This window comes from Stenotrophomonas sp. CFBP8980, from assembly GCF_034046095.1.
Lineage (GTDB): Bacteria > Pseudomonadota > Gammaproteobacteria > Xanthomonadales > Xanthomonadaceae > Stenotrophomonas > Stenotrophomonas lacuserhaii.
Window position 1 is genome coordinate 150,929 of record NZ_JAXCXF010000002.1, and the last position, 24,360, is coordinate 175,288.

At 66.6% G+C, this 24,360-nt stretch carries 23 protein-coding genes; 10 read left to right on the forward strand and 13 right to left on the reverse strand.

Features of this window, described 5'->3' with window-relative positions:
- Positions 1-62: 62 nt before the first annotated feature.
- The 4 genes from SOM47_RS06710 (at position 63) to SOM47_RS06725 (ending at position 1,648) form a co-directional block, all read left to right on the forward strand.
- The gene (locus SOM47_RS06710; protein ID WP_042614077.1) at positions 63-302 is read left to right on the forward strand and encodes a hypothetical protein; all 240 of its coding nucleotides are present in this window, start codon (positions 63-65) and stop codon (positions 300-302) included.
- A 68-nt stretch (positions 303-370) separates the two neighbouring features.
- Complete coding sequence (locus SOM47_RS06715) at positions 371-1,045, forward strand: dienelactone hydrolase family protein (RefSeq protein ID WP_042614078.1); 675 nt, start codon at positions 371-373, stop codon at positions 1,043-1,045.
- Positions 1,042-1,464, forward strand: a complete 423-nt coding sequence (locus SOM47_RS06720) for an HIT domain-containing protein (protein WP_042614079.1) — start codon at positions 1,042-1,044, stop codon at positions 1,462-1,464. Before SOM47_RS06715 ends, SOM47_RS06720 begins: the two co-directional genes overlap by 4 nt.
- Before the next feature lie 16 nt (positions 1,465-1,480).
- The gene (locus SOM47_RS06725; RefSeq protein ID WP_042614080.1) at positions 1,481-1,648 is read left to right on the forward strand and encodes a LiaI-LiaF-like domain-containing protein; all 168 of its coding nucleotides are present in this window, start codon (positions 1,481-1,483) and stop codon (positions 1,646-1,648) included.
- Positions 1,649-1,697: 49 nt separating this feature from the next.
- On the opposite strand, the gene dcd is transcribed toward SOM47_RS06725, so the two are convergent.
- Together dcd and apbC are read right to left on the reverse strand one after the other, a co-directional pair.
- Entirely contained in the window at positions 1,698-2,270 is a 573-nt protein-coding gene (gene dcd, locus SOM47_RS06730) for a dCTP deaminase (protein WP_042614081.1), read from the reverse strand.
- A gap of 63 nt (positions 2,271-2,333) precedes the next feature.
- Positions 2,334-3,188, reverse strand: a complete 855-nt coding sequence (apbC, locus tag SOM47_RS06735; protein WP_042614082.1) for an iron-sulfur cluster carrier protein ApbC — start codon at positions 3,186-3,188, stop codon at positions 2,334-2,336.
- A gap of 253 nt (positions 3,189-3,441) precedes the next feature.
- Here apbC and SOM47_RS06740 point away from each other — a divergent pair, with 253 nt between their 5' ends.
- Together SOM47_RS06740 and SOM47_RS06745 are read left to right on the forward strand one after the other, a co-directional pair.
- Complete coding sequence (locus tag SOM47_RS06740; protein ID WP_101100678.1) at positions 3,442-5,547, forward strand: M13 family metallopeptidase; 2,106 nt, start codon at positions 3,442-3,444, stop codon at positions 5,545-5,547.
- 158 nt (positions 5,548-5,705) lie between these two features.
- A complete protein-coding gene (locus SOM47_RS06745; protein WP_320505145.1) occupies positions 5,706-7,712 on the forward strand; it encodes a M13 family metallopeptidase in 2,007 nt (668 codons plus the stop codon).
- A 77-nt stretch (positions 7,713-7,789) separates the two neighbouring features.
- On the opposite strand, the gene SOM47_RS06750 is transcribed toward SOM47_RS06745, so the two are convergent.
- Positions 7,790-10,813 (reverse strand): TonB-dependent receptor, encoded by a 3,024-nt coding sequence (locus SOM47_RS06750; protein ID WP_320505146.1) that lies wholly within the window; start codon positions 10,811-10,813, stop codon positions 7,790-7,792.
- Positions 10,814-10,968: 155 nt separating this feature from the next.
- The gene (locus SOM47_RS06755; RefSeq protein WP_320505147.1) at positions 10,969-11,721 is read right to left on the reverse strand and encodes a DUF4166 domain-containing protein; all 753 of its coding nucleotides are present in this window, start codon (positions 11,719-11,721) and stop codon (positions 10,969-10,971) included.
- Between the two features lie 150 nt (positions 11,722-11,871).
- Here SOM47_RS06755 and SOM47_RS06760 point away from each other — a divergent pair, with 150 nt between their 5' ends.
- Entirely contained in the window at positions 11,872-12,348 is a 477-nt protein-coding gene (locus tag SOM47_RS06760; protein WP_042614085.1) for a VOC family protein, read from the forward strand.
- An 80-nt stretch (positions 12,349-12,428) separates the two neighbouring features.
- Here SOM47_RS06760 and SOM47_RS06765 read toward each other — a convergent pair whose 3' ends face one another.
- The 6 genes from SOM47_RS06765 to SOM47_RS06790 form a co-directional block, all read right to left on the reverse strand.
- Complete coding sequence (locus SOM47_RS06765; protein ID WP_042614086.1) at positions 12,429-13,100, reverse strand: rhomboid family intramembrane serine protease; 672 nt, start codon at positions 13,098-13,100, stop codon at positions 12,429-12,431.
- A gap of 92 nt (positions 13,101-13,192) precedes the next feature.
- Positions 13,193-13,564 carry an MGMT family protein gene (locus SOM47_RS06770; RefSeq protein ID WP_232767835.1) on the reverse strand — a complete coding sequence of 124 codons (372 nt, stop codon included), beginning with the start codon at positions 13,562-13,564 and terminating at the stop codon, positions 13,193-13,195.
- Positions 13,528-14,445 carry a DMT family transporter gene (locus SOM47_RS06775; protein WP_042614087.1) on the reverse strand — a complete coding sequence of 306 codons (918 nt, stop codon included), beginning with the start codon at positions 14,443-14,445 and terminating at the stop codon, positions 13,528-13,530. Before SOM47_RS06775 ends, SOM47_RS06770 begins: the two co-directional genes overlap by 37 nt.
- Positions 14,446-14,518: 73 nt before the next feature.
- Positions 14,519-15,886: a glutathione-disulfide reductase gene (gene gorA / locus SOM47_RS06780; protein ID WP_320505148.1), complete on the reverse strand. Its 1,368-nt coding sequence runs from the start codon at positions 15,884-15,886 to the stop codon at positions 14,519-14,521.
- A gap of 85 nt (positions 15,887-15,971) precedes the next feature.
- Complete coding sequence (locus SOM47_RS06785) at positions 15,972-17,228, reverse strand: DUF418 domain-containing protein (RefSeq protein ID WP_320505149.1); 1,257 nt, start codon at positions 17,226-17,228, stop codon at positions 15,972-15,974.
- Between the two features lie 610 nt (positions 17,229-17,838).
- The gene (locus tag SOM47_RS06790) at positions 17,839-18,318 is read right to left on the reverse strand and encodes an FKBP-type peptidyl-prolyl cis-trans isomerase (RefSeq protein ID WP_042612288.1); all 480 of its coding nucleotides are present in this window, start codon (positions 18,316-18,318) and stop codon (positions 17,839-17,841) included.
- Between the two features lie 117 nt (positions 18,319-18,435).
- On the opposite strand from SOM47_RS06790, the gene SOM47_RS06795 reads away from it, so the two are divergent.
- The 3 genes from SOM47_RS06795 to SOM47_RS06805 all read left to right on the forward strand — a co-directional run bounded on the left by SOM47_RS06795 (position 18,436) and on the right by SOM47_RS06805 (position 21,434).
- Positions 18,436-18,972, forward strand: coding sequence for a C40 family peptidase (locus SOM47_RS06795; RefSeq protein WP_320505150.1), 537 nt, complete (start codon positions 18,436-18,438; stop codon positions 18,970-18,972).
- A 132-nt stretch (positions 18,973-19,104) separates the two neighbouring features.
- Positions 19,105-19,866, forward strand: coding sequence for a C40 family peptidase (locus SOM47_RS06800; RefSeq protein ID WP_320505151.1), 762 nt, complete (start codon positions 19,105-19,107; stop codon positions 19,864-19,866).
- 230 nt (positions 19,867-20,096) lie between these two features.
- Positions 20,097-21,434, forward strand: a complete 1,338-nt coding sequence (locus SOM47_RS06805) for a sigma-54 interaction domain-containing protein (RefSeq protein WP_320505152.1) — start codon at positions 20,097-20,099, stop codon at positions 21,432-21,434.
- Positions 21,435-21,474: 40 nt separating this feature from the next.
- Here SOM47_RS06805 and SOM47_RS06810 read toward each other — a convergent pair whose 3' ends face one another.
- The 3 genes from SOM47_RS06810 to SOM47_RS06820 are packed head-to-tail and all read right to left on the reverse strand — an operon-like array spanning position 21,475 to position 24,330.
- Positions 21,475-22,797 (reverse strand): transporter, encoded by a 1,323-nt coding sequence (locus SOM47_RS06810; RefSeq protein WP_320505153.1) that lies wholly within the window; start codon positions 22,795-22,797, stop codon positions 21,475-21,477.
- 42 nt (positions 22,798-22,839) lie between these two features.
- Positions 22,840-23,613: a hypothetical protein gene (locus tag SOM47_RS06815; protein WP_320505154.1), complete on the reverse strand. Its 774-nt coding sequence runs from the start codon at positions 23,611-23,613 to the stop codon at positions 22,840-22,842.
- A gap of 12 nt (positions 23,614-23,625) precedes the next feature.
- Positions 23,626-24,330: a C39 family peptidase gene (locus SOM47_RS06820; RefSeq protein WP_320505155.1), complete on the reverse strand. Its 705-nt coding sequence runs from the start codon at positions 24,328-24,330 to the stop codon at positions 23,626-23,628.
- Positions 24,331-24,360: the final 30 nt, after the last annotated feature.

Sequence of the window (24,360 nt, forward strand, 5' to 3'; positions counted from 1 at the left end):
GACAGACACCGCCCGCGTGCCGGGCCGGCACGGTGCCGGCATCCATTCAACAGGAGCCCCCGATGAAACCCTTTGCCGCCACCTGCCTGGCCGCCGTGCTGCTGGCCGCCGGCCTGCCCGGCGCCCGCGCCGCTGACAACCATTACACCTGCTCCTATCGGCTTTACGAGAACGGCCAGCCCGTGGTCCGCCGCGTGGAATACGTCGAGGCGAACCTGCAGGCGGCGATGGCCAAATTCGAGGCCTTTCTTGCCGACCTCAGGGCGCAGGGCAAGCACCCACAACACCTGGGATGCCGCTGAGCTGACCCCGCGCTGACGTCCCAGAGGAGGATAATGCTGTCGAAATCACACTGAAGAGGCGTCACACCATGGGAAACTGGATCACCCTGGATACCCACCACGGCAAGGCCCGGGCCTGGGAGGCGCTGCCGGAGGGCACCCCGCGCGGCGGCCTGGTGGTCATCCAGGAAATCTTCGGAGTCAACGAACACATGCGCTCGGTGGCCGAGCGTTTCGCCGCCGAAGGCTATGCGGTACTGGCGCCCTCCTTCTTCGACCTGCTCGACGATGCCGACGCGGGCAAGCCGCTCGAACTCCCCTACGACAACGAAGGGGTCAAGGCAGGCCTGGATGCGGTCAACGCCATCGGCGTGGAAAAGTCGCTGGTGCTGGTCCGCGCCGCGGCTACCCGGCTGGCCGGCCATGGCAAGGTCGGCACCGTGGGCTACTGCTGGGGTGGCAGCATCGCCCTGCTCGCCGCGCTGCGTCTGGGCCTGCCGTCGGTCAGCTACTACGGGGCGCGCAACGTGCAGTTCCTGGATGAAACACCGAAGGCGCCGGTGATGTTCCACTTCGGCGCGCTGGACAAGAGCATCCCGCCGGAAGCCATCGCCGCCCACCGCGAGAAGCTGCCGAAGATGGAGACCTTCGTCTACCCGGCCGACCATGGCTTCAACCGCGACGTCGGACATGCGTATGATCCAGACAGCGCCGCCCTGGCGCTGCAACGCACCCTGGACTTCTTCACGGAGCATCTTGGATGAGCGATTTTGAACTGGATACGCGCCTGGCCAATGACAGCGTGCTGGTGGCCGAAGGCCCCCTGTCCCAGATCAGGCTGATGAACGACGAACGTTTCCCGTGGCTGGTGATCGTGCCGCGGCTGGGCGGTGTCACCGAGTGGATCGAACTGGACGGCGAGCAGCAGGACAAGCTGCGCACCGAACTCAACCGCACCTCCAAGGCACTGAAGTCCGAAGACGGGGTGGAGAAGATCAACATCGGCGCACTGGGCAACATCGTGCGCCAGCTGCATTTCCACGTGATCGGCCGCCATGAAGGCGACCCGGCCTGGCCCGGACCGGTCTGGGGCAGTGGCCAGGCGCATCGGCATGACGCCGACGAACTGCAACGGCGTGTCGCACACTGGAAGGACAAGCTAGGATATCCGCCCCACCCTTGAGCGTTCGCAGACTCCGATGCGTTTCAATCTAGTCGCTGCCATCCTGCTGATCCTGGTCGGGCTGTTCATGCTCGCCACCAACCTCGGCTGGACCAACATGAACTTCACCCGCCTGCTCACCACCTGGTGGCCGGTCGGCCTGGTGGCGGTGGGCATCGGCATGCTGTTCGGCCGCGGCAAGTAAGCCACGGCCCGGCGGTGCCGGTCCAACCGGGCCGGCACGCCACGGATGATCAGGTGCGCGGCAGGGTGACGCCGGTCTGGCCCTGGTACTTGCCGCCACGGTCCTTGTACGACGTCTCGCAGATGTCATCCTGGTCGGCCTGGAAGAACAGCATCTGGGCCACGCCTTCGTTGGCGTAGATGCGCGCCGGCAGCGGCGTGGTGTTGCTGAATTCCAGGGTCACGTGGCCTTCCCACTCCGGCTCCAGCGGGGTCACGTTGACGATGATGCCGCAACGCGCGTAGGTGCTCTTGCCCAGGCACACCACCAACGTATCGCGCGGGATGCGGAAGAACTCCACCGTGCGCGCCAGCGCGAAGCTGTTGGGCGGAATGATGCACTCATCGCCCACCACGTCGACGAAGCTCTTCGGGTCGAAGTGCTTGGGGTCCACGATGGTGGAATTGATGTTGGTGAAGACCTTGAACTCGCGCGAGCAACGCACGTCGTAGCCATAGCTGGACGTGCCATAGCTGACGATGCGCTCGCCGTTGGCCTGCTTCACCTGCCCGGCTTCGAACGGCTCGATCATGCCGTGCTGTTCGGACATGCGGCGGATCCAACGGTCACTCTTGATGCTCATGCTAAGTCCTGGCTGGGAGGGACGGGCGCGCGCCCGGGAGCTGATTCTACAGGCCCGACCCGCTCAGAGCAGCGAGGACAGGATCGGGATGGACGCGCGCGGACGCTTGGCCAGTTCCTCCAGCAGCCGGCTGGCGGCCTGCCGGTACGCCTGTGCTGCGGTGGACTCGGGCTGTGCGGCGGTGATCGGGGTACCGGCGTCGCCCTGCTCGCGGATGTCGATCTGCAGCGGCAGCGATCCCAGCAGCGGCACACCGTACTGCGCCGCCATCTTTTCCCCGCCACCGTGGCCGAACAGATGCTCCACGTGGCCGCAGTTGCTGCAGGTGTGCACGGCCATGTTTTCCACGATGCCCAGCACCGGCACTTCCACCTTCTCGAACATCTTCAGCGCCTTGCGTGCATCCAGGGTGGCGATGTCCTGCGGCGTGGTGACGATCACCGCGCCGGCCAGCGGAATCTTCTGGGTCAGGGTCAGCTGGATGTCGCCGGTGCCGGGCGGCAGGTCGATCAGCAGCACGTCCAGGTCGTCCCACAAGGTGTCGTTGAAGAACTGGGTCATCGCCGAGGTCGCCATCGGCCCGCGCCAGATCATCGGCGTCTCGTCCTCGATCAGGTAGCCGATCGACATGGTGTCCACGCCGAACGCGCGCGGCGGCTCGATGCTCTTGTTGTCCGGGCTTTCCGGGCGGCCGGACAGACCCATCATCGCAGGCACCGACGGGCCGTAGATGTCCGCATCCAGCAGCCCCACGCGCACGCCCAGCTGCTGCAGGGCCACCGCCAGGTTCACCGAGGTGGTGCTCTTGCCGACCCCGCCCTTGCCCGAGCCCACCGCGACGACGTTGCGGATGCGCGCATGCGGGCTCAGTCCTTTCTGGACCTGGCTGGCGTGGGGGCGGCGTTGCGGGTTGTTCACTGCGGTGCTCCGGAATCTTAAAGACGGTCGGCTGCCATGATACAAGCCGGTGGGTCACGTGCCGCTGCTGGCCTGCGTGGCGTGGCGGCTTGATGCGGGCGCCGCCCAGCGTTTGCCGAGCCTGTCCACCGGAGCCCCTTGCGCCCCGGCATGACCTTCGACACCCTTGCAGGCTGGGCCGGAGGCGTATCGTCCGGCCTATCGTCCTCTGGGAACCTTCCCAGACATCACGCGGCCTGGAGGCCATACAAAAGTGACCCGTACTCCCAAGATCGTCCTGCTGACCCTGGCCGTTTCGGCCGCGCTGGTCGGCTGCGGCAAGAGCGAAACCCCGGCCAAGGAAGGCGCCGCCTCCACCCCGGCCGCCGCCACCGAAGCCCACACCTACACCCTGGACCAGGCCAAGCTGCCGGCGTACAACGCCTTCCAGCCCAGCGACCTGGACACCACGCTGGACGCGTGCACCGCCTTCGGCGACTACGTCAACAGCAAGTGGCTGGCCGCCAATGAAATCCCGGCCGACCGTACCAGCTGGGGCGCGTTCACCATCCTCGACGAGCGTTCGGTCGCCGCCCAGCACCAGCTGGCCGAGCAGGTCGCGCAGGTCAAGAACCCGAACCACATCGAAAAGGTGGTCGGTGACCTGTGGGCCACCGGCATGGACGAAGCCAAGATCAACGCCCAGGGCATCGAGCCGTTGAAGGCCGACCTGGCCGCCATCGACGCGCTGTCCGACAAGGCCGCCATCGCGGCCTACCTGCGTGACACCGCCGCCAAGGGCGAGAACGTGCTGTTCGGCTTCGGCGCCGAAGCGGACTTCAAGAATTCCGCCGTGAACATGGCGTACGCCAGCCAGGGCGGCCTGGGCCTGCCGGACAAGACCTTCTATACCGACGCGGCCAAGGCCGACAAGCTGCAGGCCTACCAGGCCCACGTGGCCAAGGTGCTGGAGCTGGCCGGCGTGCCGGCCGCCGACGCCGCCACCCAGGCGGCCGAGGTGATCAAGTTCGAAACCCGCCTGGCCAAGGCCTCCAAGTCCAGCGTCGAACTGTCGCGCGACGTCTCGCTGTATTACCACCCGGTCACCCTGGCCGAAGCCGATACCCTGACCCCGAACTTCAGCTGGACCGAGTTCTTCAAGAGCCAGGGCGTGGCCGCGCCGGAGAAGTTCTCGCTGGCCATCCCCGCCTTCCATGAAGAAGTCAGCAAGGCACTGGGTGATACCGATCCGGCCGTGTGGCGCGCCTACCTGCGCTTCCACACCGTGGACAGCGCATCGCCGTACCTGAGCGATGCCTTCGCCAATGAGAACTACGCCTTCTACGGCAAGACCCTCAACGGCCAGAAGGAACAGAAGCCGCGTTGGAAGCGCGTGCTGGGCACCATCGAAAACGGTGCCGGCGAAGCGTTCGGCCAGCTGTACGTCAAGGTCGCCTTCTCGCCGGAAGCCAAGGCGAAGATGGAAACGCTGGTGAAGAACCTGGCCGATTCGCTCAAGGAGCGCATCCAGGGCCTGACCTGGATGAGCGATGAGACCAAGGCCAAGGCGATCGCCAAGTGGGAAACCTTCACCCCGAAGATCGGCTACCCGGACAAGTGGCGTGACTGGTCCGGCCTGGAAACCGGCCGTGACAGCTTCCTCGGCAACGTCCGCGCCGCCAACGCCTTCAACTACAAGTTCAACCTGGCCAAGGTCGGCCAGCCGGTGGACAAGACCGAGTGGGGCATGACCCCGCAGACCGTCAACGCCTACTACAACCCGCTGCAGAACGAGATCGTGTTCCCGGCCGCCATCCTGCAGCCGCCATTCTTCGACCCCAACGCCGACGACGCGCTGAACTACGGCGGCATCGGTGCGGTGATCGGCCACGAGATGACCCATGGTTACGACGACCAGGGCAGCCGTTTCGGACCGACCGGCAACTTCGAGAACTGGTGGACCGAAGCGGACAGCAAGAACTTCTCCGGCCTGACCGGCAAGCTGGTCAAGCAGTTCAACGAGTACAAGGTGGATGGCCAGGCCGTCGATGGCAGCCTGACCCTGGGCGAGAACATTGCCGACCTGGGCGGCCTCGCAACCGCCTACGATGCGCTGCAGAAGGCGTCGGCCGGCAAGGAAGATCCGAAGGTCGATGGCTTCACCCGCGACCAGCGCTTCTTCTTCAACTGGGCCACCGTGTGGCGCACCAAGTACACCCCGGAAAACGCCAAGGTCCGCCTGGCCACCGATCCGCACGCACCGGCGCAGTTCCGTGCGATGGGCGCGCCGTCGAACCTGCCGACCTTCGCCGCCGCGTTCCAGTGCAAGGCCGGTTCGCCGATGTCGCGCGCTGGCGATGCCAAGGTCGTGATCTGGTAAGCCACGGCTGACGCCGCGTTGAAAGCGAGGCCCGGGGAAACCCGGGCCTTTTCGTTGGCGATGCCGGCCGCGGGGTGATCGGCGCTGGCGTGCATGCCGTGCACATGTCCGGCTTGCTATAGTTCGCCCGCCCTTAATCCATCATGGATTTGCTCTACATGCCCACTCTTCGTCCGCTTGCCATCTCCCTGGGCGTCAGCCTGGTCATGCTGGTCCCCGCCCACGATGCGCTCGCCGCCAAGAAGAAGGCCGCACGTGCGCCGGCCGTCAGCGCCCAGTGCACCGATTTCCACGACGCGGCCAATGCCGCCTGGCTGAAGGCCAACCCGGTTCCGCAGACCGGCGCCACCACCGCGCTGGGGCAACTGGTCGAGCGCAGCCGCCTGCAGCAGCGCGAACTGCTGGACGCCGCCATGGCCAGCCCGCAGGGCAACGTGCAGAAGCTGCTCGGCGACTTCTGGGCCAGCGGCCTGGATGAAGCGGCGGTGGAAGCCGATGGCTCCAACCCGATCGCCCCGCTGCTGACCCGCATCAACGCGATCAAGCGCGCCAAGGATGTCCCCGCTTCGATCGCCGCCCTGCACCAGGTCGGTATCCCGGTGGCGTTCAACTTCAGCCCGGACGTTGACCTGAAGGCGCTGGACCGGCACATCGGCTACTTCATGCAGGGCGGCATGGGCCTGCCGGACCCGGCCTTCTACACCCGCACCGACGCCGACACCGTCGCGGTGATGGGCCGCTACCGCGCCTACGTCAAGCAGATCCTGGCGCTGACCGGCACCCCTGCGGCCAAGCTGGATGCCGAAGTCGCCTCGGTGATCGCGCTGGAAACCGAGCTGGCGCGCAACGCGCAGTCGCTGGCCGACCTCAACAACCCGTTCCGCAACTACGCGCCGATCTCCACCCGCGACCTCAACGGCCGCTACAAGAACCTGCAGCTGGACGCGTTCCTGAAGGTACAGGGCGTCAACGACGACCTGGTGTCGCTGTCCGACGCCGCGCTGTTCCAGGCGTTGGACGGCATGGTCACCCGGATCAAGCCGGACCAGTGGAAGGCCTACCTGCGCTGGCGCGTGGGCGATGCGATGGCACCGTACCTGTCCAAGGCCTACCGTGACGCCGAGTTCGAATTCCGTGGCCGTGTGCTGCGTGCACAGACCCTGCCCGCCCCGCGCTGGGAGCAGGTGCTGGATGCGATCAACGTCGCCGCCGGCCCGATGCTCGGCCGCGAGTACGCCGCCAAGCACCTGAGCGCCGAAGACCGCCGCCAGGCGGCCTGGATCATCGACAAGCTGCGCGAAACGCAGATCGAAGCAGTCAAGCGCAGCACCTGGCTGAGCGCCGAAGCCAAGGCCGAAGCGGAAGCCAAGCTGGGCGCGTTGAAGATCGAGATCGGCACCCCGCTGCGCGACCTGGATTACAGCGTGCAGCCGATGGGTCGTGGCAGCTTCGGCGGCAACATGCTGATCGCTTCCACTTGGCGCCACCGCGAAGAAATGAAGCGCATCGGCCGCGGCAACGCAGACCGTCGCTGGGACGTGCTGCCACAGCAGCCGTCGCTGGCGTATGACCTGGCGCAGAACCGCCTGATCGTCACCGCCGCCGCCCTGCAGGGCCCGATCTTCAACGCCCAGTCCAATGCGGCCAACAAGTTTGGCAGCTACGGCGCACTGGTCGGCCATGAGCTGACCCGTGCGATCGACGCCAAGGGCGCGCTGATCGACGCGCGCGGCGAACTGCGCAGCTGGTGGACCCCGGCCGACAAGACCGCCTGGACCCTGCTCGGCACGCGCATGGCCACGCAGTACAGCGCCTACGATTTCCCGGGCGTGAAGGGTGCCAAGGTCAACGGCGCGCTCACCGCGGACAACAACCTGGCCGACCTGGCCGGGCTGGAACTTGCCTGGGAGGCCTACCGCGCCGTCGAAGCCAACGCCAAGCCGGCCGACCAGCAGGGCTTCTTCACTGCCTGGGCCGCCCTGTGGCCGCAGCAGCTGTCGCCCAACGAAGCAGCGGCACGCGCCAGCATGGACATCGAAGCACCGGGCAAGTGGCGCACCAATGGCCCGCTGGCCAACCTGCCGGCCTTCGGCGCCAGCTTCACCTGCAAGCCGGGCCAGCCGATGCAGCGTACCGACGCCGAACAGATCCGCGTCTGGCGTTGAGCCGGCTGTTTGGGCCGCAACAGGAAGGGCGCCCGGAGGGGCGCCCTTTTTTTAGTGGCCGATGCAGCGTTCGATCGTCAGAAATCGTACGAGGCGGTCAGCCGGGCCGAGCGCGGCGCAGTGAAGTAGGTCCCGATGCCGTAGATGTTGGAGACGGTGTACGGGCCCTCCTCATACTTGCTCTCGGACTGCAGCGGGCGGCGCTGGTTGAACACGTTGAACACATCCAGCCCGAACGCGAGCCGCTTCTGCGCAAACCCGGGGCGATACATCACGCCGAGGTCGACGCGGGCGGTCCACGGCTGGCGACCGGCATCGCCAGGACGCGACGGGCTGCCATTGCAGTAGTGGTACGACGATCCATAACTGATCGGGTCACTCTCATCGGCGCCGTAGTATCCCAGGCAGGTCTTGGGTGCACCGGACATCACCCGCAGCGTGGCCGAGGCCGTCCATTCGTCGGTGAACTGGTAGGCGCCATAGCCCTTCAGCTGGTGGCGGCGGTCGTTGGCCAGGTAGCCGCCGGCGTACTCCATCAGGTACGACGAATCCCAGTCCTGGGTCTTGGACACATCCTTCTGACCCAGGTCCGACTTCACCTGGCCCTCGGTGTTGCCGAAGTTGCGCGACCAGGTGTAGTCCACGCGACCGTACCAGTTGTTGCGCATCGGGTGCTCGATGAACAGGTCCACCGCCACGTAGTCACGCTTGGCCTTCTGCCCACCCAGCCCCCAATCCTCGCCACTCATGCTCACCGGGACATAGCCCGAGCCGTCACGCTTCTTCACCAGGAAGGTGTTGCTCTTGCCCGGATTGAAGATGACGCAGCCGGGGATATCCAGTGTGCTGGAATCCACCCCCATCGCGTCCAGTTTGTCACCGATGCGGGCGGAATCGCAGGTGTCGTCGATTGCGGTCTGCAGGCGGCGATAGGTCGCCTTGGCGCCGCTGTTCCAGGATTCGCCCAGGGTCTTTTCGAAGCCGAGGATCAGCTCGTCCTGGAACTGCGACTTCAGGTCCGACGGCGCCACGCTACGTGGATCCGGCGTCTGCCCGTATTCGTTGTTGGAAGAGACCGGCCCTGGTCCCAGCGGGGTCAGGCCAGTCGGGTTGCCGTTGGCATCGATGCCGCTGTAGGTGAAATACTCGCGGGTATACGTCGACGCCGATGCACCACGGATGGCCACGCTGTTGGGCAGCGCCAGGTAGTAGCGCCCCAGGTTGGCGAACACCTTCAACGAGGAATCGCCGAACACATCCCAGGCCGCGCCCAGCCGCGGGGCCCACTGGTCACCACTTTCCACATAGGCGACACCGGCGCTGTTGTAATTGGTGAACTTGTCGTTGCGCAGGCCCAGGGTCAGCAGCCAGTCCGGGGTCACCTGCCACCGGTCTTCCAGGTAATACGCTTTCTGCTGCAGCGACATGCTGGTGGTGGTGGAGAAGATGTACTTCTGCACGAAGTAGCCGTCACCACCGGGCGGAGTGATACCGAAGCCCGGCGACGGCGAGGAGCCCGGGGCGACGCGCGAATAGATCCACGCATGGCCGGGACCGGTCATCGCCTGGCCTTCGTTGCTGGCGTTGAACGTCATGTTGTCGATGCCGGCGGTGAGCTCATGGTCGCCGATGCGGTATTTCAGATCCACGCGCAGGCCACGCGTACTGCTGCCCGCATTGGAGGCCTTGTCATTGATCGCAACCTGGTCGTTGCGGATCGGCGTGCCGCCGGTGATCAACGGATCCTGGTTGTTCGCTCCGCTGATGAACGGGTTGGACGAATCCAGCGGGTTCGCGTCCAGGTTGCGTTGCCTGCTGCGCCCCCACAGCGCACTCAGCGTCAGGTCGTCGCTGAGGTAGCTGGTGAACTTGAAGATATCGAAGTTGTCTTTGAGCTTGGTGGTGTTGGCGAAGGTGCCGGTGCGCTCGCCTTCCTGGCGTGTCGGGTAGTCGTAGGCGCGGTAGTAGGCGTCGTAGCGATCCGTATTCTGGATGCGCGTGTACTCCAGCGTATTGCTGTCGTTGATGTTCCAGTCGATCTTGCCGTAGAACTTCGGCGCATTGATGGTGTAATGACGCTTCACCTGCTGTGCCGATTCGATGCTGTGGGTCAGGACGCCGCTGGACTTGTCTACTTCGCCAGCCAGATGGAAGAACAGCCGGTCTTCGATCAGCGGGCCGCTGACATAGCCGCTATAGGTGGTCCGGTCGGTCCGGTCGCCGCGCCGCGAACGGTACAGCGAACCGGGAAGGGTCGGATCCTGCAGTTCATAGCCGGGCGGCAGCGAAGCGTCGGGGTAGCGGATGTCGCGTGGCGATTCGGCCAGCGAACCCGGCTGCCACGTGGCTTGGACACCGTAATGCCACTGGTTGGTCCCGCGCTTGCCGAGCTGGTTGATCACCCCGCCGGTTGAGCGTCCGTAACTGGCCCCGTAACCGCCGGTGAAGGTTTCCTGCTGGTCGATCGAACCGTAGGGCAGGCTCACCCCGCCGATATTGTTGAGCGGATTGGTGGCATTGAAGCCGTTGAGGTAATACGCGTTCTCGGTGACGCTGGCGCCGCCGAAGGACAGCGAAGACCGCGAACCGTTGAGGAACGCCCCACTGCCCGCAACCACGCCCGGCGCGAGCAGCGCGATCGCTTCGGCACTGCGGCCCAGCGGCAGCACATCCAGCTGTTCGGAGGTGATCACCGAGCGCGAGACGGTGTTGGTGACATCGATCTTCGGCAGCTGGGCCGCCGTCACGGTCACGGTTTCCAGCGTGGTGGCAGCCGCTTCGGCGAAGGAGACATCGGTGCCCGCACCGACCTTGAGCTGCACGTTGTCGCGCTGCTGCACCACTTTGCCATCGCGTTGCAGGGTCACGGTGTACTTGCCGACCGGCAACGAACCGAGGGTGTAACGGCCGTTGGCATTCACCTCCACGGTGCGCTTCAAACCGCTGTCGCTCTCCACGATGATCGAGGCGCCCGCAGCGCCCGGTGCGCTGCCGTACAGCGAGCCGGTGGTGCTCTGTGCGGAGGCCGCGCCGATGATCGACATCAGGGCCACGACGATGCTGGTCCGCTTCAATGGTGCGGCCCGCTTGATGCTGCTCATGCAAACTCCTTGTCCAAGGGGAAGCAGGCCGCGGTCCACCGCAGATCTGCAACACAAGTTGAACAAGCAGCTGAACCGCAGGCCTACGAAGAACACGACATGAGGGCGTTTCATGGTCGATGACGGCGCACCGTTACGCAATCAGCCCGCCTCGGTCACACAGGCACGACAGCCGAAAGCGGAGTTCCAGCCACTCGCGACACCCGCATTCTCCTCCGGGTGCGCGTCCAGCGCTCGCCACCGGCCTCATCGGTGACCTCGACCATGACCGGCACCTGCTCGCCTGCGGCGGGGAACCCGAACCTCCCTGCCAACAACCGCGACAGCATCCCGCTGCCCCGCTCCACGCGCGCGGTGCCGTGCCAACGCTTCGCCGCCGAAGGCGCATGCAGGGCCTGCACGCTCGCCGGCAGCGTGGCATACGCCGTACCCAGCACGCGTTGGTAAAGGCTGGCACCGGCTCCGTCATGACGGAATCCGGTGTGGGTGTAGCGGCCTTCGAACAGCGGCTCATCGTCCGCCAGTTGCAGCGCATGCGTGGCCGCTCGCGCACCCACCGCAGGGCGCTCTCCCTGCAGCAGCTTGCGGATGATCGCCTCGATGGCCACCGACGGAATGTAGGGGCCGTCATCGCCCTCGGCCAACAAGTGCCAGCTCTGCACGACGGACACGCCTGCACGCAGCCCCTTGGCGCGTACCATCATGCCGCCGCGGTGCTCGCCGGACTTCATCCGGTTCAACACCCGATGGAACAGCGGAGACAACGGCTGCAGCGAAGGCGGGCGCAGGCAGGCATCGCCCGCAAACGCGTTGCAGAACGCCGTTGGCGCGGCCAGGTTGCGCCCTGCGGTCAGCAGTTCAAGATCGGGAAGGTCCGCCGGCAGCCGGGCCAGCCGCCCACCGAACACACCGTAGCCCCGAGGATGAGAATCTTCACCTGCGTTCCGTCCGTGTCCGCCCTGCCCACAGGGTAACGTGGCGGCGCCTCCGTGGAACACGATCCGGGATTAACATCGGCCGTGCTATCGCTGCACGCTCGTCCCTTCGGGAGCACCACCATGGTCCACAAGAACACGGTCTGCATCTGGTACGACAACGGCGCGCTGGACGCGGCCACCTTCTATGCGGAGACCTTCCCGGACAGCAAGGTGGTCGCCGTCCATCATGCGCCCGGCGACTTTCCATCAGGCAGCCAGGGCGACGTGCTGACCGTGGAGTTCACCGTCTGCGGGCTGCCCTGCGTCGGCCTCAATGGTGGCCCCGCCTTCCGCCAGACCGAAGCGTTTTCACTGCAGGTTTCCACCGAAGACCAGGCCGAGACCGACCGGCTGTGGAATGCCATCGTCGGCAGCGGCGGCCAGGAAAGCGCGTGCGGCTGGTGCAAGGACCGCTGGGGCGTGTCCTGGCAGATCACCCCGCGCATCCTGCTGGAGTCGGTGACCAGTACGGACAAGGCGCTGGCCAAGCGCGCCTTCGACGCCATGATGACCATGCACAAGATCGACATCGCCACCATCGAGGCCGCCATCCGGTGAGCCCGGTAGTGACGGCCGCTGGCCGTCAACCCGATCATCCCGCACGTGACGGCCAGCGGTCGTCACTACCCTGGGCTGTCTTACTTGATCGAACGCAGGTGGTTCGGCCGCTTCGGCGGGCCCGGCGGGCGCGGCTTGAACGGCGGCTGGCCGCGCCAGTAGCGGATCAGCAACCAGCCGAACAACATGCCGCCCAGATGCGCGAAGTGGGCCACGCCCGGCTGCCAGCCGGTGGCGCCCAGCACCAGTTCACCCACGCCGAACAGGATCACGAACGTGCGCGCCTTCATCGGAATCGGTGGGAACAGCAGCATCACCCGCTGGTTCGGGAACAGCATGCCGTAGGCCAGCAACAGGCCGAACACGCCGCCGGAAGCCCCCAGCACCGTGGCCGGATTTTCCATCAGGCTGCCCACCAGCAGCTGGCACAGGCCGGCGCCGGCCACGCAGACCAGGTAGAAGGTCAGGAAGCGCTTCTCGCCCCAGGTCTGTTCCAGCGGCGCGCCGAACATGAAGACGGCGAGCATGTTGAAGAACAGATGGCCGAAGCTGCCATGCAGGAAACCGTAGGTCAGCAGCTGCCACGGCTGGAAATTGCCGCCGGGCGAAAACGCATCGAAGCTGCCCTGCAGCGGTTGCAGCATGAACGGTGCGAAGGTCGCATCGCCCAGCAGGAACGGCTGTTGCAGCAGGAACAGGATCGCGTTGGCGATCAGCAACGCCTTGGTAACGGTGGGCAGTCGCGGAAGCATGGGGGCATCCTCTGGAACGGCCTCCATCATAACGGCAGCGCCCGTGGATGGCGTTGCCTTCCGCCGCTCACGCGTTCAGCCCACCGTCGCGCTCAGCGTGGCCCCCAGATCTCCGCATCCAGCGCCTGCGCCGGGTCCAGCGCCGGCATGCGCACGCGGCCTCGCTCCACCACCACGCCCTCGGCACGCAGCCGCTGGCTCTGCTCACGCCAGCCGCGTGAACCTTCCGGCATGGCGATGCGGCCATCGGCGCGCAGCACGCGGTGCCACGGCAGCTGCGGATCATCGTTCATGCCCAGCACGCGCGCGGTCAGTCGTGCCCTGCCCGGCAGCCCGGCACGTGCGGCGACCTGTCCGTAGCCCATCACCTGCCCTGCCGGAATGGCGCGGATGACCGCAAGGATGCGCTCGCGTGCCTGTTCCGGGGTCAGCGCCGCAGGCGGGTCACCAGCAGCACCCCGCAGAGCACCAGCACGGTGCCGACGATCTGCGCCGGACCCATCGGTTCGTCGAGCAGCCATAGACTCATCACGATCGTGGAAACCGGTCCGAGCATACCGACCTGCGCGGCCAGCGACGAGCCGATGCGCTTGACCGCCAGCATGATCGCCATCACCGGCAGCACCGTGCAGACCGTGGCGTTGACCAGCGACAGCCACTGCACCGGTGCCGGTGCCTGCAACAGCAGCGGCCACGGATGGGTCAGGCCGAAGTGCAGCAGCACCAGCACGCAGGCCACGCAGCTGGCCTGTGCGGTCAGCCGCACCGCGCCGATCCGCGCCACCACCTGCCCGCTGCCGAACAGGTACAGCGCATAGCTGATCGCACTGCCGAGCACCAGCAGGCTGCCGAGCACGATCTGCCCGCCTTCGCGCTGCAGGTCATGGCCGAAGGCCACCAGCACGCCGGCATAGCTGAGCGCCAGCGCGGCCAGTTGCCAACGGCCCGGACGTTGCCGTGCCAGCAGCACGTTGATCAGCAGCACCAGGGTCGGGTTGAGGTACAGGATCAGCCGTTCCAGCGTCACGCTGATGTACTGCAGCCCCTGGAAATCCAGCCAGCTGGACAGGTAATAGCCGGTGAAACCCAGCCACAGGATGCGCGCGCGGTCCGCCCAGCCCAGCGATGCGGCACGGCGTGAGGACCACCAGGCCAGCAGCAGGAACAACGGAAACGCCATCGCCATGCGCAGTGCCAGCAGCGTGGTCGGATCCACGCCATGGCGCAGGCCCAGCTTGACGATGACGGCCTTGCCGGACGCGGCCACCGCACCGATGGCGGCCAGCCCGATGCCTCCCAGCGCGATGCGGGTGGACGAGGTGGCGATAGGCGAAGGAGCGCTCATGCAGCGCGCGATTATCGCATGCGCGCCGCCCTGCTCGTCCTGCTGCATGCCGACCTTGGTCGGCACTACGCGCTCAGCCGCGCATCAGCACGATTTCTTCCGAGGAGGTGGGATGGATCGCCACGGTGTCGTCGAACTGCGCCTTGGTCGCGCCCATCTTCACCGCAACGGCGAACCCCTGCAGGATCTCGTCAGCCGCTTCGCCCAGCAGGTGCACGCCTACCACCCGCTCCTCGGCGCCCACGCAGACCAGCTTGAACATGCTGCGCTGGGTGCCGTCGGCCAGCGCCTGCAGCATCGGCCGGAAGTTGCTGTGGTAGGTGCGCACCTCGCCGTAGCGGGCGCGCGCCTCCTCTTCGCCCAGGCCGACCATGCCCAACGGGGGATGCGAGAACACCACGCTGGGGACGTTCTCGTAGTCCATCTTCGCGTCCGGCTTGCCGCCGAACAGCCGGTCCATCAGGTGCCGCGCAGCGGCGATCGCCACCGGCGTCAGGCCCACCTTGCCGCCGATGTCCCCCACCGCGTGGATGCTTGGCACGGACGTGTCCTGCCACTCATCGACGATCACCTCGCCGCGGTCACCCAGCGCCACACCGACCTGCTCCAGGCCGATATCGGTGGAGTTGCCACGCCGGCCGATGGCGAAGAACACCGTGTCGAACACGCTGTCCAACGGACCATCGTGGCCCAGCACGCGCACATGCTGGCCATCATCGTCGCGCTGGAGTTCACGCAGGCGGTAGTCGAACTGGATGCGCACTCCCTGGTGGCACAGGTTCTCGGCCAGCTGTGCCGCCAGTTCGCCATCGAAGCGGTCCAGCAGCCGGCCACCGCGCACCAGCAACGTTACCCGGCTACCCAGCGCCTGCAGCAACCCAGCCAGCTCCACCGCGATGTAGCCGCCGCCGACGATCGCGACCTGCGCCGGTGCGTCGCACAGATTGAAGAAGTCATCGGACACCAGGCCCAGTTCCGCACCGGGGATGTCGGGGCGCTGCGGGTGGGCGCCGGTGGCCAGCAGGATGTGCTCGCCGCTGATGCGCACCCCGTCGCTGCACTCCACCGTATGCGCATCCACCAGCCGCCCACGACGTGGTACGCGCACTACGCCGGTCTCGTCCAGGCGCTTGCGATAGCTGACATGGATGTTCTCGATATAGGCCTGGCGATGCACCACCAGTTCCTTCCAGGACAGCGCCGGACGCAGTGGGACGTCGAAGCCCATCGCGCGGGCCAGGCCGATGCGCCCGGCCAGGTCGGCGGCCAGCCACATCGCCTTCTTCGGCACGCAGCCGACGTTGACACAGGTGCCGCCCAGTTCGCCGGGCTCCAGCATTGCTACCTTCCTGCCGTGCTGTGCCGCGCGGAAGGCAGCGGCCAGGCCGCCGGATCCGCCCCCCAGGACGATCAGGTCGTAGTCATGCGCAGTGTTTGTCATCGGGCTCGCTCGCTTCGTTGCGTCAACAGGGGGGCAGTGCAAAGCATGCCACGGCCGGCCGCGCGCCAGACGTGACGGTGCCCGATCAGCGCGTCGGCTGCGTGCGCCGCAGCGGCGGCCAGTGCAGGTAGGTCATCGCCCGCCACAGCCATTCCATCGGGCCATGGCGGAAGCGTGCCAGCCACAGGTGGCTGATGCCCACCTGCAGCGCGAACAACGCCACGGCGAACACCAGCTGCCACGCACGCGGCAGCTGTTCGAAGAAGCCCAGGCCATAGCCGAAGAACAGCCAAGTGCACAGCAGCGACTGCAGCAGGTAATGGGTCAGCGCCATCCGCCCCGGGGCGGCCAGCCAGCCCAGTGCGTGCCGCGCGTGCACGATCCAGCCCAGATAGCCGAGCGCCATCAACAGGCTGGCCACCGCGGCCAGCGCGTAGGACAGCCCGGTCTGCACGGTGAACTCGCCGGGCGCCAGGTAGGGATGCCACGCGGCGCTGGCCAGCATCAGCACCACGCCCACGGGCATGGCGATCCAGCGCAGGCGCGCGTACAGAGGCGCAAAGCGCGTGGGATCGGCCAGTGCACCGCTGCGCGCGAACCAGGCCCCGATCAGGAACATGCCGAAGATTTCCGGGCCGGTGATCAGGATGCCGCCGATCATGTGGCGCAGGTCGGCCAACCGCTGCACATTGGCCTGCGCCCAGCTTCCCTGCCCATATGCCAGGCGCTGGGCTTCGAGAACCTCATGCGCCGCGCGCATGCTGCCTGCGCTGTCCAGCGGGCTGCCACCGCGCGCCGCCGCCCACACCAGCAGCGCGAACAGCAGGCTGAGCCCCACGGCGAAGGCATACACCAGCCCACCCATTGCCGGCAGCATCGACAATGGCCAGCGTCGCGTGCCCAGCAACAGGAAGGACAGCAGCGCATACACCAGCAGGATGTCGCCGGACCACACCAGCAGCGCATGGCAGGCGCCGATCAGCAGCAGGGCGCTGCTGCGACGCAGGTAGATCGGGGTGAAGTCCCGCCCGGCGCCCTGTGCACGCTGGGCCATCACCGCGAACCCAGCGCCGAACAAAAGCGAGAACAGCAGGAAGAATTTGCCCTGCACGAACACATACACCAGCGCATCGGCGAGGTAATCGATGCCGTGCCAGTGCGGATCCACCCCGGTGAAGGACAGGTCCAGTGGACCGGTGAACGCTTCGATGTTCATCAACAGGATGCCGAACAAGGCGGCGCCACGCAGGATGTCCATCACGGTGATGCGGTCGGCGGGGGGCAGCGGCTGCAAGGCAGGAGTCGCGGTGGTCACGGGGGATCCGGGGGTGCGGGGCGCCATTATGCGGTGGGGGTGGGTCGAACGGGTGTGACCCCCTCGCGGGTGGCTGTTGTTTGAAAGCAGGCTGCGTGTTCGACGCCGGGTGGGTGGGGTTGGCAGGACACGCCGCAAGTACGTCCTTGTAGGCTGCATCGCCGCATCCATGCGGCTCAGCGTCCTGCCAACCCCACCCACCCGGCGTCTGGACAGGTTCCTGTGGCCGCCACCCGCGTAGAAAAAGAGAAAAGCGGTAGCGCCGAAGGCAGCGGCAGGAGCCGCTGCCAACGTCGCTTGCGACGGCCCGAAGGGTGCCGGTCAGGACGAGCGGCATAGCCATGGTCGGCGAGCGCAGCGGGCCGTTGGCGGGAACATTCCGCCGACCGTGGGTCGGCGCTACCGAAGGTTCCATGGCCCCCATGGACCTGTCGAAGGTGGGGCGGGGTGGGTTGGCGGGAACGCTCATCCGCATGGATGCGGATGGCGAGCCTCCATGGACGGATTCACGGCGATTCCCGCCAACCCACCCCGCCCCGCCAACACACAGCCCTGCAGCCGTTGATGTTGCTGTTGCCCCAAAAAAAAACGACCCGCTTGCGCGGGCCGTTCGAACGGGTTCAGATGCGCTCAGCACTCAGTGCTGGTGGCCGCCATCGCCGTGCACGTGGCCGTGCTGGATCTCTTCTTCGCTGGCTTCGCGCACGTCGATGATCTCCACGTCGAAGTGCAGGTCCTTGCCCGCCATCGGGTGGTTCAGGTCAACGTCGACCACGCTCATGCCCACCTTCTGCACCGTCACCGCGCGCGGGCCGAAGTTGGTCTGCAGCACGACCTGCGCACCCGGCACCAACTTCTCCTTGCCGAAATGCTTCTTCGGCACGCGCTGGGTCAGGCCCTCGCGGCGCTCGCCGTAGGCATCGGCCGAAACAACGTCCACGCCGAAAGTGGCGCCGGCTTCCTTGTCTTCCATGGCCTTTTCCAGGCCCGGGATGATGTTGCCGTGGCCCACCAGGATCGCCAGCGGCTCACGGTCCTTGGAGGACTCGATCGGCTCCTGGCCGACTTCGGACACGGTGTAGTGGAAACGGACGACGCGGTCTTTTTCGATCTTCATGCGCAACTCTGTCTGGTAACTGCCAAGGGCAGGCGGTGGGGGCGGGTTGCCGCCCGACGGGTACGCCGCCATCATGACGGCCTATCTGAGGTCGCGCATTATCCGGAGATCACGCACATGACGCCAGTTTCGACCGGACGGCACCGCCGCGTGGCCACCGTGGCGCTGCTGATCGCCGCCGCCGCACTGACGGCCTGCGGTGGCGGAAAGACCCGCCGCCCCGCCGCCCCGCCGCCCGCCACGCAGGTCTGGCCGAGTACGTCCCCGGCCAACCCGCAGGTCGCCAATGCGGTGCTGATGCGCGCCATCGGGCTGGTCGGTACGCCTTACCTCTACGGAGGCAACACGCCCGAATCCGGCTTCGACTGCAGCGGCCTGGTCACTTATGTCTACCGCGAGATGGTGGATCTGAAGCTGCCGCGGACCTCGCGCGAACTGGCCGCCGTGCAGGGCCCGAAGATCGAGCCCCAGCGGCTGGCGACCGGCGACCTGGTGTTTTTCGGCAGCCGTGGCAATGTCAGCCACGTCGGAATTTATGTCGGGGAAGGCCGCTTCGTGCATGCGCCAAGTTCCGGTGGAACCGTCAGGTTGGATTCCCTGGGCGGCCACTACTGGAAAGACCACTACACAGGAGCGAAACGCGTCCTGCACTAAGCTGAACAGGGGAAATGATCCAAAACGTGATGGACATCACACTGAAACAAACGAAACTTTAACGAAATTTGTACTTGTTCCACGCTTTGGCAGGGCATGATTGCCCATCGCTTCCAACCCTGTGACCGCCGAGTGACGACCGACGAACTGATGTGTGAAGGCCAGCGCGCCGTGAATTCACCCCGCCTGACCCAGCGCATCCAGCGCGCCGCCCTGCTCTCCCTTGCTCTCGTGCTCACCAGCGCGCCGGCCTGGGCACAGAATGCACCGGCCACCGCCGAAGCCGCCGTAGCCGTTGCAAAAGCCAAGACCGAACCCGCACCGACGCGCAGCCGCGCCGATGCCGCCGCCAGCGCCACCCTGGCCGCCCTGCTGCCGCATCTTGCAGCCAATGACAGCATTCCCCTGATGGACCGTTCGGCGATGGTTGCCGGCGACCTCAGCCGCCTGCTCGCCAACTACGACACCAGCGCATCGGGTTCGATCGTGGTCGGCGGCGCCGAAGAGAACGGCAAGATCCAGTCGGTCCTGCGCCGCGCGATGACCCTGCTGGGCACCCCGTACCGCTGGGGCGGCAACACCCCGGACAGCGGCTTCGACTGCAGCGGTCTGGTCGGCTACGTGTTCCGCACCGCGCTTGGCGTGGAACTGCCGCGTGTTTCCCGCGACATGGCCAGCGACCGCAACAACCAGCTGATCGCCGACCGCACGGCGCTGACCGAAGGCGACCTGGTGTTCTTCGGCCGCAAGGGTCGCGTGGACCATGTCGGCATCTATGTCGGCGAAGGCCGCTTCCTGCATGCGCCGAGCACCGGCAAGGACGTCCGCGTGGACACCCTGCTGACCGGCTACTGGGGCAACAAGTTCATGCAGGCGCGCCGGGTCGAACTGTAAGCCCCGCCATACCGCGCCGCATGTTGAAAGCCGCTGCCCTGCAGCGGCTTTTTTCATGGGCGGATCTCCAATCCAATGGCCGCTATCGGCTGCCAACCGCGTTTGCATTGGTATCCCCGGAATGGATCCGGCGGCGGTCGGGCAGCAATGCCAGGCCGGGATGGCGGCGTGGGGGCGGCACGCACGTGTTCCTGAGTAGTCGACCGCCCCTCTACAAGGACAGGTGAGGCATGGCGGCGGTCTCGGAGATTCAGTCACGGTGCGTGATCTGGTTTGGCCATCCGCTGGCCGCCGAACGCGCCGCCCTGGCGGCGGCCGGCTGGCAGGTGCGCAGCGTGGATCCGCACAACGCACAGGCCGTCGGGCTGCGTGCCCGCGATCAACTGGTCGGCATGATCGACCTGCGGCAGATTCCCGCCGATGCGCTGATTCCGGTCCAGGCCTGGATCCAGCAGCACGATCACCTGCCGCTGCTGGCTGCCCTGCCCGGCGGAATCACCTGTCCCCCGCCCAGCTGGCAGCCGCTGCTCGACGCCTGCCCGCATCGGTACGTGATGCCGCAGGACCTGGCCGGGCTGGTGGACCACCTGCAGCGCGACGAGCCGGATACGGCCAGCGCGGCGGATAGCCCGGCGCAGCGGCTGATCGGTGACAGTCCGGCCCTGTTGGCCACCCGCGCATCGCTGTTCAAGTTCGCCCCGGTGGACCTGCCGGTGCTGGTCACCGGCGAAACGGGTACCGGCAAGGAGCTGGCAGCGCATGCGCTGCATGCAATGTCCGCGCGCGCCGATCATCCCTTCATGGCGGTCAACTGCGGCGCCATCCCGGCCAACCTGGTGCAGTCCGAACTGTTCGGGCATGAGCGCGGCGCCTTCACCGGTGCGGCGCAACGGCGGCTGGGCCTGTTCGAAAGCGCGAACGGCGGCACCGTGTTCCTGGACGAGGTCGGCGACCTGCCGCTGGATGCGCAGACCAGCCTGCTGCGTGTACTGCAGGAGGGCACCATCGAACGCGTCGGCAGCAGCCAGCCCCTGAGGGTGGACGTGCGCGTGCTGGCCGCTACCCACGTGGATCTGGAACAAGCCGTGGCACAAGGGCGCTTCCGTCGTGATCTGTTCTATCGCCTCAACGTGCTGCGGCTGGCGATGCCGGCACTGCGCGAACGCAGTGGCGATGTGCTGGTGCTGGCCGAGCATTTCCTGCGCCAGTTCCGTGCCCGCCACCCGGGCCGCGCGCGCGGCTTCAGCAGTTGTGCGCGCCAGGCCATGCAACGCTTCGACTGGCCGGGCAATGTGCGCGAACTGCTCAACCGCGTGCAGCGCGCGGCGATCGTCGCTGACGGCGAGCTGATCGAGCCGTCCGACCTGGACCTGGTGGTCACCCTGCCCGCCGCCGCACGCGCCCTGCTGCAGGATGCGCGCGAGCAGGTGGAACGCGAGCTGCTGCTGCAGGCCCTGCGCGAACATGAGTTCAATGTGTCCGCCTGCGCACGCCACATGCAGGTCTCGCGGGTCACCGTGTACCGGCTGTGCCGCAAGCACCAGGTGGAACTGCCGGCGCTGCGCTGAGCCCTGCCGGCGTCGAGTCGCCTCGACGCCCCGCGCGGACTTACAGCATGTACGGCACCTTGAATGCCAGGGTGAAGTCCGGTGCGTCCGGCGTCAGTCCAATGCCGAGCAGGCTCACCAGCGTGGTCTTCTGGTTCAGCGCATAGGTGACGCCCAGGTTGAAGGTCGCCGCGTTGGCATCACTGCCGATCACCTTCATCCACTGCCCGTTGCGATAACGGGTGGACGCACGTGCGCTCAGTTTGTCACTGAAGGAGATGCTCAGGCTGGTGCGCTCGTTGAACGCGAACGCCACGCCGGCACCGAAGTAGTAGGAGCCGCCGAGCTTCACGTCACCGGGATTGACCGTGTCCGGGTTGCCGTCGAGATCGTCGAAGCTGGCTTCGAAGGAATGGATGTAGCCCGCATTGGCGAACAGGATAGCCGGGTCGGCGGTCTTGACGATCGACAGGCCCACGTTGGCCTGCCACACCCCGTTACCGGTGGGCTGCTCCTTTGGCACGGCGAAGCGGATGTAATCATCGTCATCGCGCTCCAGCACGGTCCAGTCCACGCCATAGGGCTCGCGTCCGGTGGGCGCGGTTACGCCTGCGGTCAGCACTGTTTCCGGTTTCCAGCCGCGTTCGCCGAACAGCCGGTAGTTGGCACTCAGGGCTACGTCGCCGATGCCATTGCCGCTGGTTTCCTCTTCGGCCACCGCCGCCGCCGATCCGCCCGCACCGCCCTTCTGGAAGACCGTCGTGCGTGCCACCCACGGCACGTCCATGTTGACGGTCAGGTTGGGGCTGACACCCCAGCGCGCGGCCAGGTTGTAGGTCAGCGAATCGGATTCGACGTTCTCGATGCCGATGTTGCCGAGGAAGATCGCATCCAGGGCGAGGAAGCCGTTGAGGGTGAGCTGTTTGCGGTCGTAGCGCGCGTAGGTGAGGCTGTTTTCAACGGTGAAACGTCGCGAGAACAGCGCCTGCTGCTGCTGTTTCACATCGTCCACGCTGCGCCGCGCCGCCTGCTTGGCCTGCTGCGCTTCCGCTGCGCTGCTGGCGTAGCCGCCTTCGGCGCCGGCGGTCGCCGTGGCGGGCGCGCGTGCCGGTTCGGGTGGCAACGATGGCCCCTGCTGCGCCACGCCGCCGGCCTTGCCGGACAGCCGCGCCTGCATGGCCTGCACCTGCATGTCCAGCTCGCGCAGGCGACGCACCTCCTGCGCGTAATTGGCCTTCAGCGTTTCCAGCTGGGCCATCAATGCCTGCACATCGGCCTGTTCGTTGCCGGCCGCCGTGGCCGGCTGGGCGTGCGCGTTGTCGGCGAACACGATCCAGGCCAGCGCCGCCAGCGCCAGCGGGGTGATGCGGTGATTGCTGTGCATGTCCTTCGTCCGTTGAGTGCCATCCCCCTTGCCGCGCCGCGGTTACTGGCCCGGCCCGATCCCGCGTGTCAGCGCCATCGCCTGGGCGATGTTCTGGGTCAACGGGGTATTGCTCGCGATGCTCTGCCTGACCAGTTCGATCTGCAGGCGGTTGCTGACCTGTTGTGCATTGCCGCCCAGCGCGATGGTCTGCCCGACGCTGCCGCTGCGGATCCATTGCTGCACCGCGCCCACGCCTTCCAGCTGCAGTTCCAGCCGGGCCTGGTTGTTGTCGAAGGACGCGGTGGCGCTGGCGCCGCCCTGCTGTGCGGTCGCGCTGCGCGCGCCGCTGTCGGCGACGGCGGGTACCTCGCCATCACGGATGGTCAGCGAAGTGACGTTGCGCGCACTGTTCTCATCGCCGGCGACCTGCACGCTCTGCACCAGGCCGGACACATTCGCCAACCCGCTGCTGTCCACGCTGGCAACGGCCGCGCTGGCGGTGTCGGCGGCCGTCTGCGGCAGCGGCGCGTCGGCCGCGGTGACGCTCACGGTCGGGGTGAAACTCACCTTCGGCGTACCGCCCTGGCGGAAGTCCATGCCGAGTTTCAGCGCGCCTTCCATCGCCGCGCCGCTGGATGCCTGCCACTGCGATGCCATGGTCACGCCGAACCAGGCGACGTTGTTGCCGCCTACGGTGTAACGCCCACGCATCAGGTTGAGTTCGGGATCGGGGATTTCGGTCAGTCCCTTGCCGCTGCGCTTTTCCTGCGCGTGCAGCGCAGTGGGCAACAGGACGGCCAGGGCGCTGGCAATGACGATCAGGCGCATGTTCATGGTGGAACTCCTTCAGAACAGGTCGGCGTGGCTGAAGCCGAAGTCGACCAGTTCGGCATCGGTGATGGGGCCCTGGCGCGCATACAGCGCGCGTGCACTGGGCCGTTCGCTGGGTTGCAGCAGCACGGTGTTGCGATCGAAATCACTGCCGATCACGATGAAGACCGCGCGTGATGGCCAGGCCTCCAGGAACTCCGCCAGCGGCACGCTGCGGTTGCCGAGGATCGGATCAGCCACTTCGACGAAGTCGCCGCGGACTTGTTTCATGACCACGAAATGGCGAAAACCACGCACGTCCATCAGCACCAGGCCAGGAACGCGCAGGTTGCGCAGGCGGGCTTCGTCGACGCGGTAACCGCGCCCACGCATGCCCATCGATTCAACGTAACGTTTGATGTCCAGCAACGAAAAACCACGGTCGCGCACCAGGGTCTGGTCGGACACGTTCATCATCCCCTCGATCACCGTGGCCTCGTCGGCGTCCAGGTGATAGGCGTACTTGAGGATGGTGGCCAGCGCGGCGGCGCCGCAGCTGTAATCGGTGTGCTGGCGGACCAGGTGGCGGAAGCGCCGTTCCTGCATGCTCTCCACGCGTTGCTGCAGCAGGCCGCCGTTGGGCAGCACGCCACTGAAGGCCACGTCGCCGGCACGTACCGGCGTGGTGCCCGCCAGCAGCATCAGGCAAGGCAACAACAAGGTGGACCAGGCAACTCGCATTGCAACGGCTCCTTCCAAGGTAGGAGCCCC

Excerpts from the sequence above, each read along its gene's own strand:
- SOM47_RS06710 (WP_042614077.1), top strand. The coding sequence starts at position 63 with ATGAAACCCTTTGCCGCCACCTGCCTGGCCGCCGTGCTGCTGGCCGCC.
- SOM47_RS06715 (WP_042614078.1), top strand. The coding sequence starts at position 371 with ATGGGAAACTGGATCACCCTGGATACCCACCACGGCAAGGCCCGGGCC.
- SOM47_RS06720 (WP_042614079.1), top strand. The coding sequence starts at position 1,042 with ATGAGCGATTTTGAACTGGATACGCGCCTGGCCAATGACAGCGTGCTG.
- SOM47_RS06725 (WP_042614080.1), top strand. The coding sequence starts at position 1,481 with ATGCGTTTCAATCTAGTCGCTGCCATCCTGCTGATCCTGGTCGGGCTG.
- dcd (WP_042614081.1), bottom strand. The coding sequence starts at position 2,270 with ATGAGCATCAAGAGTGACCGTTGGATCCGCCGCATGTCCGAACAGCAC.
- SOM47_RS06745 (WP_320505145.1), top strand. The coding sequence starts at position 5,706 with ATGCCCACTCTTCGTCCGCTTGCCATCTCCCTGGGCGTCAGCCTGGTC.
- SOM47_RS06750 (WP_320505146.1), bottom strand. The coding sequence starts at position 10,813 with ATGAGCAGCATCAAGCGGGCCGCACCATTGAAGCGGACCAGCATCGTC.
- SOM47_RS06760 (WP_042614085.1), top strand. The coding sequence starts at position 11,872 with ATGGTCCACAAGAACACGGTCTGCATCTGGTACGACAACGGCGCGCTG.
- SOM47_RS06765 (WP_042614086.1), bottom strand. The coding sequence starts at position 13,100 with ATGCTTCCGCGACTGCCCACCGTTACCAAGGCGTTGCTGATCGCCAAC.
- SOM47_RS06775 (WP_042614087.1), bottom strand. The coding sequence starts at position 14,445 with ATGAGCGCTCCTTCGCCTATCGCCACCTCGTCCACCCGCATCGCGCTG.
- gorA (WP_320505148.1), bottom strand. The coding sequence starts at position 15,886 with ATGACAAACACTGCGCATGACTACGACCTGATCGTCCTGGGGGGCGGA.
- SOM47_RS06785 (WP_320505149.1), bottom strand. The coding sequence starts at position 17,228 with ATGGCGCCCCGCACCCCCGGATCCCCCGTGACCACCGCGACTCCTGCC.
- SOM47_RS06790 (WP_042612288.1), bottom strand. The coding sequence starts at position 18,318 with ATGAAGATCGAAAAAGACCGCGTCGTCCGTTTCCACTACACCGTGTCC.
- SOM47_RS06795 (WP_320505150.1), top strand. The coding sequence starts at position 18,436 with ATGACGCCAGTTTCGACCGGACGGCACCGCCGCGTGGCCACCGTGGCG.
- SOM47_RS06805 (WP_320505152.1), top strand. The coding sequence starts at position 20,097 with ATGGCGGCGGTCTCGGAGATTCAGTCACGGTGCGTGATCTGGTTTGGC.
- SOM47_RS06810 (WP_320505153.1), bottom strand. The coding sequence starts at position 22,797 with ATGCACAGCAATCACCGCATCACCCCGCTGGCGCTGGCGGCGCTGGCC.
- SOM47_RS06815 (WP_320505154.1), bottom strand. The coding sequence starts at position 23,613 with ATGAACATGCGCCTGATCGTCATTGCCAGCGCCCTGGCCGTCCTGTTG.
- SOM47_RS06820 (WP_320505155.1), bottom strand. The coding sequence starts at position 24,330 with ATGCGAGTTGCCTGGTCCACCTTGTTGTTGCCTTGCCTGATGCTGCTG.